This is a genomic window from Actinomycetes bacterium (genome assembly GCA_022599915.1).
GTDB lineage: Bacteria > Actinomycetota > Actinomycetes > S36-B12.
The window spans coordinates 1-16,051 of record JAHZLH010000021.1; the positions used below are offsets into that span (position 1 = coordinate 1).

Below are 16,051 nucleotides of genomic sequence, written 5' to 3' on the forward strand. Positions count from 1 at the left end.
AAGTGCAGACGAACGCTGCCGGTGAAGTGACGGCGTTGGTGGTGGACGCTGATCCGTGTTCTGGGGATGTAACGTTTACGCCGCAGGAGCGAGGGGCGTTTGGTGGGGTAGTGACCCTTTCCCCACAAGGTTTCGCTCAAGAGACGGAAGTGGGGGTCACGGGTACGGGGGTGCAGGGCGAGTTGACGGCTGCCCCGGATGTGCTGTCGATTGGTGAGGTGCCGGTGGGTGGCACGGGCACGGAGTCGGTGACGGTGACGAACTCTGGTGATGGACCGGTGACGATCACGGGTGTGTCGTTGGAGCAAGCGGTGGGGTCGGGACTGTCGATAGCGGATGCGTCGGCGTGTACCGGCGGTGCGCTGGCTGTGGGAGATTCGTGTCAGGTGGAGGTGGTGTTTGCGGCGGGGTTCGACGCGTCGTTCCGGGGCGAGAAGGGTGCTGTGGTGACGGTGGCCTCGGATGCGGCTAATGGTGAGTTGCAGGTGCCGGTGACTGCGACGGGTACGCGCGCGGAGATTGACGTGAGTCCGAATCCGGTGGAGTTCACCGACACGTTGTCGGATAGCAAGACGGTGACGGTGAAGAACCCTGGTGAGGCGCCGCTGGTGGTGGATGCCAGCAAGGTGGCGGTGACCGGTGACGATGCGGGCTTGTTCTCGGTGGCTTTGGGCTGTTCGGGCACGGTAGAACCGGGCGGGTCGTGCACGATGACGGTGAGGTTCGCTGGTGAGGATGAGGGGTCATTTGCGGCGGCGTTGGTGATTCCGTCGAACGCGCAAGTTCCCACCGGTGGCGGCAAGCCCGACCCGGCGAAGGTGGCGTTGTCGGCGTCGACTCCTAATGCGGTGTTGACGGCGAAGAACACGAGTTTTCCGGTGACGGGGGTGGGGTCGGCTGCGACTCAGACGGTGACGGTGGTTAACGAGGGTGACTCAGCGACGACGGTGACGGCGGTTGCGGTTGACGGTGAGGGTTTCCGGCTAACGAACAGCGACGATGAATGTTCGGGGAAACGTCTGGGAGCTGGTGATGAATGTGAGGTGGGTATCCGATTCAAGCCGACTAGTGCAGATTCTGCTGCGGCTGACCTTCAGGTGACCCGGAAAGGGCAGTCCGGCCCGGATAGTTTCGGGTTGTCGGGTAAGGGGGCGTTCCCGGTGATGAGTGCGCCGGTGGAGGATTTCGGTCCGGTGCCGGTCGGGACCACTGCCAAGCAGAAGGTGAAGGTCACGAACACCGGTGAGGTGCCGCTGGAACTGAACAAGGTGAAAGGCTATAAAGGTGAGTTCGGCAAGAACCGGGACAAATGCCGGAAAGACACCCTCGCACCGAAGGAGTCGTGTTTCGTGCAGGTGTTGTTCACTCCGAATCAGGTGGGGCCACGGTCGACCACGATCACAGCAGTGATGAACACTGCTGCGGCGAAGGAAAGAATCGCGTTGACCGGTTATGGCACTCAGCCGGTGGTGACTGCTGGTCCGGTGGATTTCGGGGACCGGGAAGTGGGCACGGTGACGACGAAGACAGCGGTGATCGCGAACACTGGTGATGCGCCGTTGCGGGTGGAAGAGGTGTCGGTGGTCGATGAGAAGGGTAGGAGTCGTGATGAGTTTGATGTCAAGGATGCCAGTGACTGTACGGATCGGGCGGTCAAGCGGCGGGCCACGTGTGACATTGAGGTCCGGTTCTTTCCCCGTGATGACACCCAGTCTGCTGCCTTGTTGAAGCTGACGTCGAACGCTGCCGGGTCACCGAACTCTGTCGCAGTGTCTGGCACCGGGTATACCGTGATCACGCCAGAGGAGGTTCCCAGCGGGCCGAATGGTGATCATGATGGTGACGGGATACCCAATAAGGACGATCCGGATTACCAACCCAACGGTGATCATGATGGTGACGGGATACCGAATAAGGATGACCCGGATTACCTGGAAGTCGCTGAGGTGCTGGTCCCGCCGGGGCCGGTGAAGAACCTGAAAGCGCCGGCGAAGAAGCGCACGACGACCAAGTTTACGGCGACGTGGCAGAAGGCGAAGAAGATTGGTAGCGCGCAGCCGGATGGATATTTGACGCGGATCACGAAGAAAGGTACGTCGAAGAAAACCTCGCGGGCTAAGAAGTGGACGAAGTGGAAAACCCAAGATTGGGTGCCCGCGCCGAACGGGAAACTGTCCAAGAAGTTCAAGAAACTGTCACCGAACTCCACCTACACGGTGCAAGTGCGTGCCCACAACATCGCCGGCAACGGCAAGAAAACCACCATCAAAGTGACCACCAACCGCAAAGGTCTGCCGAAGAAGTACGGTACCGGCTAAACCGCTGCCGGGCCTGATCTGGCCGACGCGACCTGGGGGCAGATGCAACGCCAGCGGGTGCTGCCGGTCGTGGCGAGCGGTGCTGATCCGCAGCCACGGTGCCGTGATCGGAGTGACTGGTCGGGCGAGGGTTTGCGGCCCGGTCACCCAGGCCCAGGCAACGCCTGACGAAATGCCCACCGTCGCCCCGCTGGCAACCCCCGCCAGTAACAGCAGCAGGGGCGTGGGTCTTGGCTGGACATGCATTAGCGATTGCCACTTTCTGAGCCACCCACGGCGATGCCGCTGCTGACATCCGCAGGTGATTCGGCACAATAGCGGCTATGCCACGCGTGCTCTCCGGGATTCAACCCACCGCCGATTCATTTCACTTGGGCAACTACCTGGGTGCACTGCGCCACTGGGTAGCGCTGCAGGACACCCACGATGCCTACTACATGGTGGTGGATCTGCACGCGATCACCGTCCCGACCGACCCCGAGCAACTGCGAGCTCGCACCCGCAGTTCATATGCGCAGCTGCTGGCGCTCGGACTGGACCCGGAACGCAGCTGCATCTTCGTGCAAAGCCAAGTGCCGGAGCACGCGGAACTAGCTTGGGTGCTGCAGTGTTTAACCGGATTCGGTGAAGCAAACCGAATGACCCAGTTCAAGGACAAATCCAGCCGAGAAGGCAGTGACTCCGCCAGCGTGGGATTATTCACCTACCCGATTCTGCAAGCGGCCGACATTTTGGTCTACCAGGCCGACGAAGTGCCGGTTGGGGAAGATCAGCGTCAGCATCTAGAACTGACTCGTGACCTGGCGCAACGATTCAATAGTCGGTTTGGTGACACCTTTGTGGTGCCGAAGCCACACATCGTGAAGGACACTGCTCGGGTTGTCGATCTGCAGGAACCGGTCGCGAAGATGAGTAAGTCATTGCCTGCTGGCTGCCTGTTCTTGCTGGAAGAGGGCAAGGCACTGGAGAAGAAGATCAAGCGCGCTGTCACTGATTCGGTGGGAGAAGTGCGGTTTGATCCAGCCGAACAACCTGGGGTGAGCAACCTGCTCGCCATCATTGCCACCATGCGGGGTGTTTCGGTTGACGAGGTGACCGCGGAGTTCGCTGGCGGTGGCTATGGACCGCTCAAACAGGCCACCGCCGATCTACTCGTACCCTTTGCGCAGAACGTCGCAGATCAAGTAACCGAGTTGCTGGCCGATCCGGCGGAACTAGATCGACTGATGGATTCCGGTTCGCAGCGGGCGCGGGCAGTGGCCGCCGAAACCGTAGCGGATGTGTACCAGAAGATGGGGCTTCGCCGTCCAGTGTGATCCTCGGCCTGTTGTCAGTGCCTTCGGTACTGCTGACCCGTAGGCTGGCAGGCGCCCGGGGAGGTTTCGGGCGTTGGCGTTGAGGTAGGTGAGTCCGTGAGCCAGGACGACGGTCGAGCAGGCAGCAAGAGTCGAGGAAAGTCGCTGCGGAAGGAATTCCCCCGATCTGGCAACGCCGAGTGGCAGCCAGCAGCTGATCGTCGAGATCCCGTGGACGTGATCACCGGGCAGAACGCCACCCGAATCCCTGAGCTCGTTCCGGTGCGCCACGCCCGGATGGCCGAATCGGCTTTTACCTTCTACCGAGGAACTGCTGCCATCATGGCGGGCGATCTTGCGAGTCAGCCAAACTCAGGTGAGTATGTCCAACTGTGCGGTGATGCCCACCTATCCAACTTCGGAGTCTTCGCATCAGCGGAACGAGCCCAGGTCTTCGATGTCAACGACTTCGATGAAACGCTGCCTGGCCCGTGGGAGTGGGATCTGAAGCGACTCGCAGCCAGTTTCGTGATTGGGGCGGAGGACAGTGGCCTCGGGACCAAGGTAGGCCGAGAATGCGCCCGGCTCACTGCCATGTCCTACGCCGAGGCCATGGGTCGCTTTGCGGCCATGTCCATTTTGGATCTCTGGTACGCCCAACTTGATGTGGCGCAGCTGAGCAAACTCGTACCTCGTAAGAGCGAGCGAAAGAAGCTGACCAAGCAAGCGGCTAAGGCTCGGCGCAACAACAGTGATCGGGCGTTGCGTAAGTTGACTGAGCAGGTCGACGGGTCGCTACGCATCCGCAGTGATCCACCGCTATTGGCACCAGCCCGAGAACTCGTGGAGTACGGAATCGATGCTGGTGACTTACGCGGCATGGCGGAAGACAACTTGCACCAGTACTTGGACTCGATCCCGGTCAGCATTCGCTCGGTGCTGGCGCACTTCCACATCGTGGATATCGCGCTCAAGGTGGTAGGCGTCGGCAGTGTCGGCACTCGCTGCTTCATCATCTTGCTTACCGGGCGGCGCCACGGCGAGCCGTTCTTCCTGCAGATCAAAGAGGCCGGCGAATCGGTCCTGCAGCCCTACCTACCCGCTAGTCGCTACCGGCACGCCGGTCGACGAGTAGTGGAAGGTCGGCACATGATCCAGGCCAGTGGCGATGCCTTCTTAGGCTGGTCAGGTGCGGCTAACGGAACGAACTTCTACTGGCGGCAATTCCGGGACATGAAAGGTTCTGCTGACATCGCGACTATGGATCGTGACCGGCTAGCGCGTTACGCCAAAATCTGTGGCTGGACACTGGCACATGGCCATGCCCGGTCAGGAGATCCCGATGCTATCCACGGGTATCTCGGCAAGGGCCGCGGCTTCAGCGAAGCGATTGCAGACTTCTCCGAGCGATATGCGCGACAAAACGATAGCGACTACGCGGCATTTCTTGCCGCGATCTCATCCGGCCGGATTGACAGCAGGGAGCTCTAACCATGGCAATCACTACCGAACTTGATGTCTCGGCACGGTCGGGCCTGCTGCTAGCCGCCTACGCTGCCGGTCGCTCAACCGAGCCCAATCTGCTGACCCGCGGCACCCCAGATCAGGCGATCATCACTGGCGTCGCCGCCGCTAGTAGTTACGGCTGGGGAGTATCCGTCGGATCGCTGCTGCGGTCGGTGGCTGATCGAGTGCCGATTCCCAGCCGATTGGCAGCTCCGCTGGTGAATGCGACGGCGGCGGCAGCTGGTCTCGCCGCGCAGCGCGCTCTCGACGAGCGGGGGAGCGAATCCGCCAAGTCTGCCGTCGCGCGGCTAGCGGCCTCCGGGGTGGCGGCAGCAGCCAGCGCAGGAGTTGTCGCTGATGTGCTGGAGTGGGTACGCGGTCGCCGGGGCGGCAGGGTGCTAGCTTTTGGCGCGATGGCCGCAACCGGTATTGCCGCCTGGTCCCGCACCAGACCCGGTCGAGCCACCTTCGGATCGCAATTGCCCGATGGCGAGTACTTCGAAGACACCACCCGAGAGTTGAGTGTCGTCAAGACCGGGGCCCTAGGTGCCACCACCGCCGTACTGCTGTTCGGCGCCGCCCACGGTGAATCCGCACTTGCCAGTGCTGTCGCCAAGAGCGCGGCGCGAGTCCTCGGTGGTTCGCCGGATGACCACCGCACGATTGGCCGCATCGGCGCTACCGCCACCAGTTTCGGTCTGAGCTGGCTAGCAGTCAGCGGGGTAACGACCAAGCTAACTGGCGTGGGCACCGAGTTGGACACCACCGACGTCGACCCACCCACCCTGTCAGAGGTGACTGGCAGCCCAGCATCTGGCATCGCCTGGGAGAAGCAGAGTCGAGAAGGCGCCCGGTGGCTCAGTGAGGTGCTGTTGGCTGACGGGATTTCGGCCGTTATGTCTGAACCCGCGAAGCAACCAATCCGGGTCTACGCTTCACTGCCGGTCGCGGACAGCCCGGAGGAACGTGCGCAACTCTTGCTCGATGAACTCGACCGGACTAGGGCCTTTGAGCGTAAGTACGTGGCGCTGTTCTCGCCCACCGGGTCTGGCTACGTCAACTACGTGGCCAGTGAAACGTTTGAGTACCTGGCGCGAGGGGACTGCGCCAGCATGGCGATCGCCTATTCGGTGTTGCCGTCGGCGCTGTCGTTGACTCGGACTGATTTAGGTACCCGACAGACCCAGATGGTGGTAGCTGGGGTGACCGAGCGCTTGCTGGCGCTGCCGGCGGAACGACGGCCGAAGTTCTTCATTTTCGGTGAGAGCCTCGGCTGCAAGGTGAGCGAGGAAATGTTTTCCGGCGCCAGCGACGTATCTTTGCGCGGTGCTGGTATCGAGGCCGGTGTCTGGGTGGGAACACCCGCGTTCACTAAATGGCGACAACGCGTGTGGGGTGGCCGACCGCAAAGTCAGCCACCCGGAGTCGAACCCGGCGCAATCTACGCACCGCGCGCAGTGTCGGACTGGCACGAGTTGGCCGATGATGAGCGGGCGAAGGTGAAGTATCTATTGCTGCAAAACGGCGACGACCCGGTCCCCAAGTTCGAGGCACCGCTGCTGTGGCGGCGGCCGGACTGGTTGGGGCCGACCGAGTCTCGGCCACCGGGAGCGCCGACCGGGACTAGTTGGCTACCGGTGGTGACCTTCGTTGCCACGTTCACCGATCTGTTGAACGCGCTGACCCCAACACCGGGCACCTTCCAGGAGGGCGGCCACGACTATCGACTGGAGATTCCGGCGGCGATCCAACAGGTGTGGGGGCTACCGGCGACTGCTGAGCAAATGACGCGCATCAACGATGCGTTGCGTGAGCGAGAGTTGGCGTGGGAGTTAAAGCGGGACTGGGAAGATGCTTCGCACAAGCAGCAGGACAAGGTCGCCGCTGCTGAAGCCAAGGTCGCCAAGGAAGCGGCGAAGTGGACGAAGAATTCAGCGGATCAACTCACCGAACAGCAGATCCAAGATCTCATCGATCGAGGCATTGAGCCTGGGACCGAGTAGCAGCTAGTCTGCGTCCTCGGTGCCGTACATCATGGCCCGCTTGACCTGCTGAATCGCGGTGGTCACCTCGATGCCGCGAGGACAGGCATCGGTGCAGTTGAATGTGGTGCGGCAGCGCCACGCCCCTTCGGACTGGTTCAGAATCTGCAGGCGTTGGTCGGCAGCACCGTCTCGGCTGTCGAAGATGAAACGGTGAGCGTTGACGATCGCAGCCGGGCCGAAGTATTGCTCATCGGTCCAAAACACCGGACAGGATGTCGTACAGGCCGCACATAGGATGCACTTGGTGGTGTCGTCGAAAGCGGCGCGTTCCTCGGCTGACTGGACGCGCTCCCGAGTTGGGTCCGGGTCACTGGGAATCAGGAAGGGCTTGACCTTCCTGTAGGCCGCCATGAACGGCTCCATGTCGACGATCAGATCCTTCTCGACTTCGAGGCCCTTAATCGGCTCTATCGTGATGGCTTTTTTGGTCTTCAGGTCTTTGACCAGGGTCTTACAGGCCAGCCGATTCTTACCGTTGATCCGCATTGCATCGGAGCCGCAAATGCCGTGGCCACAGGAGCGCCGGAAGGTCAACGTGCCGTCCTGCTCCCACTTGATCTTGTGCAAGCAATCAAGGATGCGATCCGTCGGGTAGACCGAGACCGTGAACTCCTGCCAGAAGTAGGTGTCGCTGGTATCGGGATCGAACCGGCGGATGCGCAACGTGACATCGAACGCCTGTGGCGCGACGGTCTCCGGTACAGCGGTCGGGGTGGCGGTTGCGGTTGCCATCAGTACTTGCGCTCCATCGGTTCGTAGCGGGTAACAGTGACCGGTTTGTAGTCCAGCCGAATAAATGGACGGCCATCGGCGTCGGTCTCGGCGTACGCCATGGTGTGGCGCATGAAGTTCACGTCATCGCGGGCTTGGTAATCCTCACGGGCGTGACCACCGCGGGATTCCTTACGGGCCAGCGCGCCGACCACCAGCACCTCGGCGAGATCGAGTAGGAAGCCCAGTTCCACAGTCTCCAACAAATCGGTGTTGTAGCGACGGCCCTGATCTTGCACACCCACGTGCTGGTAACGCTCCTTCAGTACCTCGACGTCGGTCAACGCCTGTTTCAATGTGGCCTCAGTGCGGTACACCTGAGCATTCATATCCATGGTCTCTTGCAACTCGCGACGAATCGCAGCCACCTGCTCGGTGCCATCGCCCGACAGCAGTCCATCGAGCAGCGCCCGGGTTGATGCCTGTGCGTCTTCAGGAAGTGGTGAGTGATCAACCGAGTTGGCGTACTCCGACGCGGCAATACCCGCGCGGCGGCCAAACACGTTGATGTCTAGCAGGGAGTTGGTGCCCAATCGGTTGGCGCCGTGGACTGATACGCAGGCAACCTCGCCCGCGGCATACAAGCCCGGCACGACGTCGGTGTTGTTGGCCAGCACTCGAGTCTCCACGTCGGTAGGAACACCACCCATGGCGTAGTGGGCGGTCGGGAACACCGGCACCAGTTCAGTAATGGGATCTACCCCGAGGTAGGTGCGGGAAAACTCGGTGATGTCCGGCAACTTCGACTCGACCTGCTCTGCTGGCAGATGCGTGAGGTCGAGGTAGACGTAGTCCTTGTCGGGACCGGCGCCGCGGCCCTCTCGGACTTCCTGAACCATGGCGCGGGCCACCATGTCACGGGGAGCGAGGTCTTTGATGGTAGGTGCGTAGCGTTCCATGAAGCGTTCACCGGACGCGTTGCGCAAGATGCCGCCCTCCCCGCGGGCACCCTCGGTGAGCAAGACGCCGAGCCCCGCCAAGCCGGTCGGATGGAACTGGTAGAACTCCATGTCTTCTAGTGGGATGCCGCGGCGGTAGACGATGGCCATGCCGTCACCGGTGAGAGTGTGAGCGTTGGACGTGGTCTTGAAGACCTTGCCGAAGCCGCCGGTAGCAAAGACCACGCTCTTGGCGTGGAAGGTATGCAGTTCCCCAGTGGCGAGATCGTAGGCCACCACGCCCACGGTCCGACCGTCCTCAACGAGGAGATCGAGGACGTACCACTCGTCGTAGAACTCGATGCCCTCCTTGATGCAGTTCTGATAGAGCGTCTGCAGAATCATGTGACCGGTGCGGTCTGCCGCGTAGCACGATCGACGCACCGCAGCCTCACCGTGGTTGCGGGTATGGCCACCGAAGCGGCGCTGGTCAATGCGCCCCTCTGGCGTGCGGTTGAAGGGAAGCCCCATCTTCTCAAGGTCTAAGACGGCGTCGATGGCCTCTTTGCACATGACTTCGGCGGCATCTTGATCAACTAGATAGTCGCCACCTTTGATGGTGTCGAAGGTGTGCCACTCCCAGTTGTCATCTTCGACGTTCGCCAGTGCCGCGCACATCCCACCTTGGGCTGCTCCGGTGTGAGAACGGGTCGGGTAGAGCTTGGTGAGCACCGCAGTGCGCGCTCGTTTGCCCGATTCGAGGGCTGCGCGCATTCCGGCGCCGCCTGCGCCGACGATGACGACGTCGTACCGGTGGACCGCCATGAGTTGCCTCCTGCTCAGCTGAGGTTCGGATCGAAGGTGAAGATCACCAAAGTGCCTAAGATGATTGTGGCGGCCGAAGCGGTATACAGCACGCCGCGGAGCCAAAATCGGGTTTTACCGCTCTTGGCGTAGTCGCCAATGATGACGCGTAGGCCGTTCGTGCCGTGCAACATAGCTAGCCACAACATGGTCAGATCCCAGAACTGCCAGAACGGGCTGCTCCAGCGGCCGGCTACGAATGCGAAGTTAATTCGCTGTACGCCACCGTCCAGGATGTTCATGATGAAGAGATGGCCGAGGACCAGCACAACCAGGATGAGGCCAGAGGCGCGCATGAAGATCCATGAGTTCTTCTCAAAGTTCATGCCCGACTTCCGCCGAGGTGCGGTTGTATTCGGTGGGGCGAGATCAGGGATGGCAGTCATGACGCAACTCCGAATAGGGATTCAACAGTGTGTTTCATCATGAAGTAGGTTCCGGGCACCATAATGACCAGCCAAACCGCCATGGTGGCCCAGAGCATTTGCCGTTGTAGTCGGGGCCCGCGCTTCCAGAAATCGACCGCCATCACTCGTAGGCCGTTCAGCGCGTGGAAGAGCACCGCTCCCACCAAACCGACCTCCATCAGGTTGACCAACGGGGTTTTGTAGGAGGCAATGATTGCGTCGTAGGCGTCAGGTGACACCCGGACAAGCGCGGTATCTAAGACGTGGACATAGAGGAAAAACAGGACCGCTACCCCGGTGATTCGATGTGCCACCCATGACCACATCGACACACCCCCCTTATACAGGGTGCCGTTCATGACGCTGATCCTTTCTCGCGGCGACATCGCCCGTTGAGGCGCGGTGTCGACCGGCATTTCCGGATTGACTCTCAGCGGCGGTGTGCCGGCGCTTTTCCGGAGTGCCACCTTTGCGTATGGGGCGTGTCCGAAGGACACATCTCACACGTCTTCATGGTAGTGGTGCGCTCGGGAAGGGAAAGTTGGACCCCTCGCCGATCCGAATCAGCAAGGCTTGGTGCTGGGCGAGATTCCACACAAAAGGGACGCAGAGACCAGGCTGAAAAGCAAACGTTGTGTATTTGGTTGACTTCTAGACGTGGCTACTTCAGAATATGGGTAATCACCGCGAATGTTGTGAAGATACGTGGCTTCCTCCCACCGCCGGCCGACGTATCCCTGGCAGGGTCGATGGTTCTAGTGAGCGCCGCACGTAGGAACCGCCCCTGATGCAACGGCATTCGCGGTGATTACTTTTCTCCTCATCGCAGTTCAGTGAAGACCCCTTAGCGCGAACCATCTGCCGAAGGGCCTGCGGAAGCCGAGACTTGCTGACGTAGCCACGCTCGTTCATGACCGACCGCAGCGAGTTGGTGGTACCTCTCTATCCTGATTACATGACCGATACCCTCCCGCTTGCGCGGCATTTCCCGACCGCCGACCGTGAGCAGTGGCGTGCGCTGGCCGCTGCAGCACTGGCACGTACACGCGGCAATGTTGCTCCTGAGCAGGTGGAACAGTTGCTGGCGACTCAGACCGATGATGGTTTTGCTGTGCTACCGCTCTACACCGCGACTGACGGTGTCGATGCTGGTGAACCAAGCGCCCCGGGCACCGGCGATCGGATGCGTGGGACTCGGTCACCGGATGCGGCCACTTGGTCGATCCGGCAGCGGCACTGGGTCGGTGGCGGTCCCGAACAGGGTCTACCGGCAGCGCAACAGGCCATTGCAGACGGAGCAGAAAGTCTCTGGTTGACCGTGCTGGCTGTCGATGCCTTGCCGCAGTTGCTTGCCGGACTGGACCTGACCAGCACCCCGGTGGTGCTGGAGGCTTTTGCCGACGCTGCTGCGGCTGCTGAACAGTTGCTGGCGGCGCTACCGGAATCAGGTGCGCCAGCTACCACCTCACTGGGCCTGGATCCGGTTGGCTGGGCCGCCGCGACTGGGACCGAAGTGCATTGGGCGCAGCCGGTGGCGCTGGCTGATGCTGCTCGCCTTCGCGGGGTGCGGGCGTTCACCATCGACAGTGCGGTTTACCACGAAGCGGGTGCAACCGTTGCCCAAGAACTGGCCTTGACGACAGCGGCTGGTCTAGCGCTACTGCGGGAGTTGGAGCAGGCCGGCTGGTCGCCAGCGGAGGCGGCGGCTTCGATTGAATTTCGTTGGGTCGTGACAGATGAGCAGTTCCCGGCCATCGCTAAGTTGCGAGCGGCCCGCGTGTTGTGGGCACGAATTCTCGAACTGGCAGATGTGACCGACATTGGTCAGCGACAGCACGCCAGCACCTCGGTGCTGATGCTGACCGCTCGTGACCCCTGGGTCAATCTGATCCGCAACTGCGTCGCGGCCTTTGCCGGTGGTGTCGGTGGCGCGGAATCAGTTGCGGTGCAACCGCACACGCTGGCGCGGGGCGAGGTGGATGACTTTGCCCAGCGGATGGCTCGCAATACCCAGCACTTGCTGCTGGAGGAGTCCCATGTCGATGCGGTCGCAGATGCCGCAGGTGGTTCGTACTACGTAGAAGAGCTGACCCGCAACAGTGCGGATGCTGCCTGGCAGTTGCTCCAGCAGTTGGAGGCCAACGGCGGTATCGCTGCGGCGCTGGCCGCAGGCACCATCGCGGAACTATTGCACGAGACCTGGCAGGTGCGCAGTCACCGGATTGCTCAGCGAACTGAGCCAGTAACTGGTGTGTCTGAGTTTCCGGATCGTGAGCGAGTCGAACAACCATTGCAATCCTGGCTGCGGCCCGGTGGCGGCTTGCCACAACACCGGTCGGCGGAACAATTCGAGCAGCTACGTGCTCGGGCCGATGCCGCTGGCGATCCAACAGTGACCTTGCTCGCCATTGGCTCGCTGGCGCGATACGGCGCTCGCGAGGCGTTTGCAGGCAACCTGTTCGCAGCCGGGGGGCTTGGTTCGGAAACTACTGCCTTGTCGGACGGGTTACCGGAGTCAGTGACCCCGGTGGTGTGTCTGGTCGGCGCCGACGCTGACTATGCCGACGCGGTAGCTGAGGCGGTGACGGCGGCTCGAGCGGCTGGCGCGCAGCGGATTTGGCTTGCTGGTAAACCCGGTGATCGCGAGGAAAGCGACCGTTCGGCGGGAGTGGATGGTTATCTGCACGTCGGTTGTGACGCCATCGCCGTGCTCGAGACCACGTTGACCGATCTGGGAGTGTCCTGATGTCCAAGTTTCCCTCAGTAGCAGACACAGACTTGTGGTCCGCGGGTAGCTCGGGTCACCCGGCTGCGGCGGAAGCAGTAGCGCGTACGACGCCGGAAGGTATCGACGTCAAGCAGGTGTACGGCGCTGCTGACCTAACCGGTTTGGATTTCCTCGGCACCTACCCGGGGATCGCGCCGTTTCTCCGTGGGCCCTACCCGACCATGTACACCGCTCAGCCTTGGACGATTCGGCAGTACGCCGGCTTCTCCACCGCAGAGGAATCCAACGCGTTCTATCGTCGCAATCTCGCGGCTGGTCAGAAGGGACTATCAGTCGCTTTTGACCTCGCTACTCATCGCGGCTACGACAGTGACCACCCGCGAGTACTGGGCGATGTCGGCATGGCCGGAGTGGCCATCGACTCCATTCTGGACATGCAGATGCTGTTTGACGGGATTCCGCTGGACCGGATGAGCGTCTCCATGACTATGAATGGTGCGGTTTTGCCGGTCATGGCGCTCTACATCGTGGCCGGTGAAGAACAAGGGGTAGCGCCGGAGAAGCTCACCGGGACCATTCAGAACGACATTCTCAAAGAGTTCATGGTTCGCAACACCTACATCTACCCGCCGTCGCCGAGCATGAAGATCATCTCCGACATCTTCGCCTACACCTCGGCGCGGATGCCGCGATTCAACTCGATCTCGATCTCCGGCTATCACATGCAGGAGGCCGGAGCCACCGCCGACCTGGAGCTGGGCTACACCTTGGCTGATGGTGTGGAGTACATCCGCGCTGGGCTGGCGGCGGGATTGGATATCGACAGCTTCGCACCCCGACTTTCCTTCTTCTGGGCCGTGGGCATGGACTTCTTTATGGAGGTCGCCAAACTGCGAGCCGCCAGGCTGCTCTGGGCTCGGTTGGTGAAGCAGTTTGATCCGACGAAAGATAAATCGCTGTCCCTGCGGACCCACTGCCAGACCTCTGGCTGGTCGCTGACCGCTCAAGACGTTTTCAACAACGTCATGCGCACCACGATCGAGGCGATGGCTGCGACCCAGGGGCATACTCAGTCGCTGCATACGAATGCCCTGGATGAGGCGCTGGCGCTGCCCACCGACTTCTCGGCGCGGATTGCGCGGAACACTCAGTTGCTGTTGCAGCAGGAGTCCGGCACCACCAAGGTGATCGATCCTTGGGGTGGCTCTTATTACGTGGAACGACTGACCCACGATCTGGCACGTCGAGCCTGGCAGCACATTGAGGAAGTCGAGCAGGCCGGTGGCATGGCTCGCGCGATAGATGAAGGTCTGCCCAAGATGCGGATCGAGGAAGCAGCGGCCCGCACCCAGGCGCGGATCGATTCGGGTTCGCAGACCCTAGTCGGTGTGAATCGCTACCAACCGGAAACAGACGAACCCATCGATGTGCTCAAGGTGGATAACTCGGCGGTTCGAGCGGCACAAGTAGCCAAGTTGCAGCGGCTGCGCTCCGAGCGGGATGACACCGCGGTAACCGCGGCGCTGAACGCCATCACGGCTTCGGCCCAGGGGATCGCTGACGGTACTCGTGGGGAAGGTCTGGACCAAAACCTGTTGGCTCTTGCGGTAGATGCAGCGCGTGCGCGGGCTACTGTCGGAGAGATCTCCGAAGCGATGGAGCAGGTATTCGGTCGACATCGCGCGGTGATTCGTACGATTTCGGGTGTCTACTCCGAGGAGGCGGGGGAAGTGTCCAGCATTAACGAGGCTCGGTCGGCCACTAATCGATTTGCCGAGGAGCACGGTCGACGGCCTCGCATCTTGGTGGCCAAAGTCGGTCAGGATGGTCATGACCGCGGACAGAAGGTCATCGCCACCGCCTTTGCCGACCTAGGTTTCGACGTTGACGTGGGTCCACTGTTCGCCACTCCGGATGAGGTCGCCCGCCAGGCTGTGGAAGCAGACGTCCACATCGTTGGGGTGTCCTCGCTGGCTGCCGGACATCTCACCCTGGTGCCGGAACTACGTAGTGCGCTCGATGCCGCTGGCCGACCAGACATTCGGATCGTCGTCGGTGGCGTCATTCCGCCAGACGATTTCTCCGCCTTGCGGGAAGCAGGCGCAGCTGCCATCTTCCCACCGGGAACCGTCATTGCGGAAGCCGCCCAGGAACTACTCGCAGACTTCGACGGATGAGCCAGCGGCAGTCAGTCCCGGAACTACTTGCCGGGATCAAGGCCGGAGATCGGGCGAGCATCGCTCGGGCGATCACGCTGGTGGAATCCACTCGAGTCAGCGATGCACCGGCAGCGGCCGAGCTGCTAGATGCCGTCAGCGGGACTGCTGGTGACGCCATGCGGGTAGGTGTCTCTGGCGTGCCCGGTGTCGGCAAGTCCACCTTTATCGATGAACTCGGGACGTATCTGGTCGGTGAAGGCCGTCGAGTGGCCGTGCTAGCGGTGGATCCCAGCAGCGTTCGCAGCGGTGGCAGTGTGCTGGGTGATAAAACCCGGATGGAACGCCTCGCCGCCAGTGATGCTGCCTTTATCCGGCCTTCGCCGAGCGCCGGCACGCTCGGTGGTGTCACTCGCTCCACCCGCGCCGCCATGTTGGTCGTGGAGGCTGCCGGTTTCGACACGGTACTGGTGGAAACCGTAGGAGTTGGCCAGTCCGAGGTTGCGGTGGCTGGCATGGTCGATTCCTTCTTACTGCTGGCATTGGCTCGCACTGGCGATCAGTTACAGGGAATCAAGCGTGGCATTTTGGAACTGGTCGATGTCATCGCCGTGAATAAGGCGGATGGTGACCATGCGCCCGAAGCGCGCTCGGCGGCGCGGGAGTTGGCTGGGGCGCTGCGGCTGTTCAGTCACGACGAGGAAGATGCCTGGAAAGTTCCGGTACTCACCTGTAGTGGGCTGACCGGAACTGGCGTGCCGGAAGTCTGGCTGGCGCTCACTGACCACCGGAACCAGTTGGTGGAATCCGGCCGATTGCAGCAGTTGCGGGGGGAGCAACGAGTGCTGTGGTTGACCGAGGAAGTAGACGACCGGTTGCTGCAACGGTTCCATCAGCGGTCCGAGATTGTGGCTGCCCTGCCAGACCTACAACAGCAAGTGCGAGCGGGTGAGTTGTCGGCCCCAGCAGCGGCCGAAAGGCTACTGGGTCTCTAGTCGGGCCGCTGGCGGTGACGTTTACAGTCGCCGCCTCAGATCGGCCATCAGCGGCTAGCAGGGAGTGTCGAGTGTCGAGTCGCTCGTG

Annotated in this window: 11 protein-coding genes; 7 read left to right on the forward strand and 4 right to left on the reverse strand. The window is 61.6% G+C overall.

The genetic code is table 11. The annotated features are described in order from the left end of the window. The 4 genes from K0U62_03735 to K0U62_03750 all read left to right on the forward strand — a co-directional run. Window positions 1–2,318, forward strand: a 2,318-nt coding sequence (locus K0U62_03735) for a choice-of-anchor D domain-containing protein (GenBank protein ID MCH9800631.1), incomplete at its 5' end; no start/stop codon positions are given. 323 nt (window positions 2,319–2,641) lie between these two features. Continuing rightward, the gene (trpS, locus tag K0U62_03740; GenBank protein ID MCH9800632.1) at window positions 2,642–3,634 is read left to right on the forward strand and encodes a tryptophan--tRNA ligase; all 993 of its coding nucleotides are present in this window, start codon (window positions 2,642–2,644) and stop codon (window positions 3,632–3,634) included. A 144-nt stretch (window positions 3,635–3,778) separates the two neighbouring features. Further along, the gene (locus tag K0U62_03745) at window positions 3,779–5,104 is read left to right on the forward strand and encodes a DUF2252 domain-containing protein (protein ID MCH9800633.1); all 1,326 of its coding nucleotides are present in this window, start codon (window positions 3,779–3,781) and stop codon (window positions 5,102–5,104) included. 2 nt (window positions 5,105–5,106) lie between these two features. Continuing rightward, on the forward strand, window positions 5,107–7,122 hold the full coding sequence (locus K0U62_03750) for an alpha/beta-hydrolase family protein (protein MCH9800634.1): 2,016 nt from the start codon (window positions 5,107–5,109) through the stop codon (window positions 7,120–7,122). A 3-nt stretch (window positions 7,123–7,125) separates the two neighbouring features. On the opposite strand, the gene K0U62_03755 is transcribed toward K0U62_03750, so the two are convergent. Genes K0U62_03755 through sdhC form a run of 4 tightly spaced genes read right to left on the reverse strand, consistent with a single transcriptional unit; the run spans window position 7,126 to window position 10,500 of the window. Next, window positions 7,126–7,896 (reverse strand): succinate dehydrogenase iron-sulfur subunit, encoded by a 771-nt coding sequence (locus K0U62_03755; GenBank protein MCH9800635.1) that lies wholly within the window; start codon window positions 7,894–7,896, stop codon window positions 7,126–7,128. Then, complete coding sequence (gene sdhA / locus K0U62_03760; protein MCH9800636.1) at window positions 7,896–9,638, reverse strand: succinate dehydrogenase flavoprotein subunit; 1,743 nt, start codon at window positions 9,636–9,638, stop codon at window positions 7,896–7,898. Before sdhA ends, K0U62_03755 begins: the two co-directional genes overlap by 1 nt. A gap of 14 nt (window positions 9,639–9,652) precedes the next feature. Continuing rightward, on the reverse strand, window positions 9,653–10,063 hold the full coding sequence (locus tag K0U62_03765) for a succinate dehydrogenase hydrophobic membrane anchor subunit (protein ID MCH9800637.1): 411 nt from the start codon (window positions 10,061–10,063) through the stop codon (window positions 9,653–9,655). Then, window positions 10,060–10,500, reverse strand: coding sequence for a succinate dehydrogenase, cytochrome b556 subunit (sdhC, locus tag K0U62_03770; GenBank protein MCH9800638.1), 441 nt, complete (start codon window positions 10,498–10,500; stop codon window positions 10,060–10,062). Before sdhC ends, K0U62_03765 begins: the two co-directional genes overlap by 4 nt. A 539-nt stretch (window positions 10,501–11,039) precedes the next feature. Between sdhC and K0U62_03775 the strand changes: the two genes are divergently transcribed. Genes K0U62_03775 through meaB form a run of 3 tightly spaced genes read left to right on the forward strand, consistent with a single transcriptional unit; the run spans window position 11,040 to window position 15,963 of the window. Beyond that, the gene (locus K0U62_03775) at window positions 11,040–12,830 is read left to right on the forward strand and encodes a methylmalonyl-CoA mutase (protein MCH9800639.1); all 1,791 of its coding nucleotides are present in this window, start codon (window positions 11,040–11,042) and stop codon (window positions 12,828–12,830) included. Continuing rightward, complete coding sequence (scpA, locus tag K0U62_03780) at window positions 12,830–14,989, forward strand: methylmalonyl-CoA mutase (protein ID MCH9800640.1); 2,160 nt, start codon at window positions 12,830–12,832, stop codon at window positions 14,987–14,989. The genes K0U62_03775 and scpA overlap by 1 nt, the downstream gene beginning before the upstream one ends. Beyond that, window positions 14,986–15,963, forward strand: a complete 978-nt coding sequence (gene meaB / locus K0U62_03785; protein MCH9800641.1) for a methylmalonyl Co-A mutase-associated GTPase MeaB — start codon at window positions 14,986–14,988, stop codon at window positions 15,961–15,963. The genes scpA and meaB overlap by 4 nt, the downstream gene beginning before the upstream one ends. The last annotated feature ends 88 nt before the right edge of the window (window positions 15,964–16,051 follow it).

What these genes read in the sequence shown, in the direction of transcription:
- scpA (MCH9800640.1), top strand. Translation starts at nt 12,830, where the DNA reads ATGTCCAAGTTTCCCTCAGTAGCAGACACAGACTTGTGGTCCGCGGGT.
- trpS (MCH9800632.1), top strand. Translation starts at nt 2,642, where the DNA reads ATGCCACGCGTGCTCTCCGGGATTCAACCCACCGCCGATTCATTTCAC.
- meaB (MCH9800641.1), top strand. Translation starts at nt 14,986, where the DNA reads ATGAGCCAGCGGCAGTCAGTCCCGGAACTACTTGCCGGGATCAAGGCC.
- sdhA (MCH9800636.1), bottom strand. Translation starts at nt 9,638, where the DNA reads ATGGCGGTCCACCGGTACGACGTCGTCATCGTCGGCGCAGGCGGCGCC.
- K0U62_03750 (MCH9800634.1), top strand. Translation starts at nt 5,107, where the DNA reads ATGGCAATCACTACCGAACTTGATGTCTCGGCACGGTCGGGCCTGCTG.
- K0U62_03755 (MCH9800635.1), bottom strand. Translation starts at nt 7,896, where the DNA reads ATGGCAACCGCAACCGCCACCCCGACCGCTGTACCGGAGACCGTCGCG.
- K0U62_03775 (MCH9800639.1), top strand. Translation starts at nt 11,040, where the DNA reads ATGACCGATACCCTCCCGCTTGCGCGGCATTTCCCGACCGCCGACCGT.
- sdhC (MCH9800638.1), bottom strand. Translation starts at nt 10,500, where the DNA reads ATGCCGGTCGACACCGCGCCTCAACGGGCGATGTCGCCGCGAGAAAGG.
- K0U62_03765 (MCH9800637.1), bottom strand. Translation starts at nt 10,063, where the DNA reads ATGACTGCCATCCCTGATCTCGCCCCACCGAATACAACCGCACCTCGG.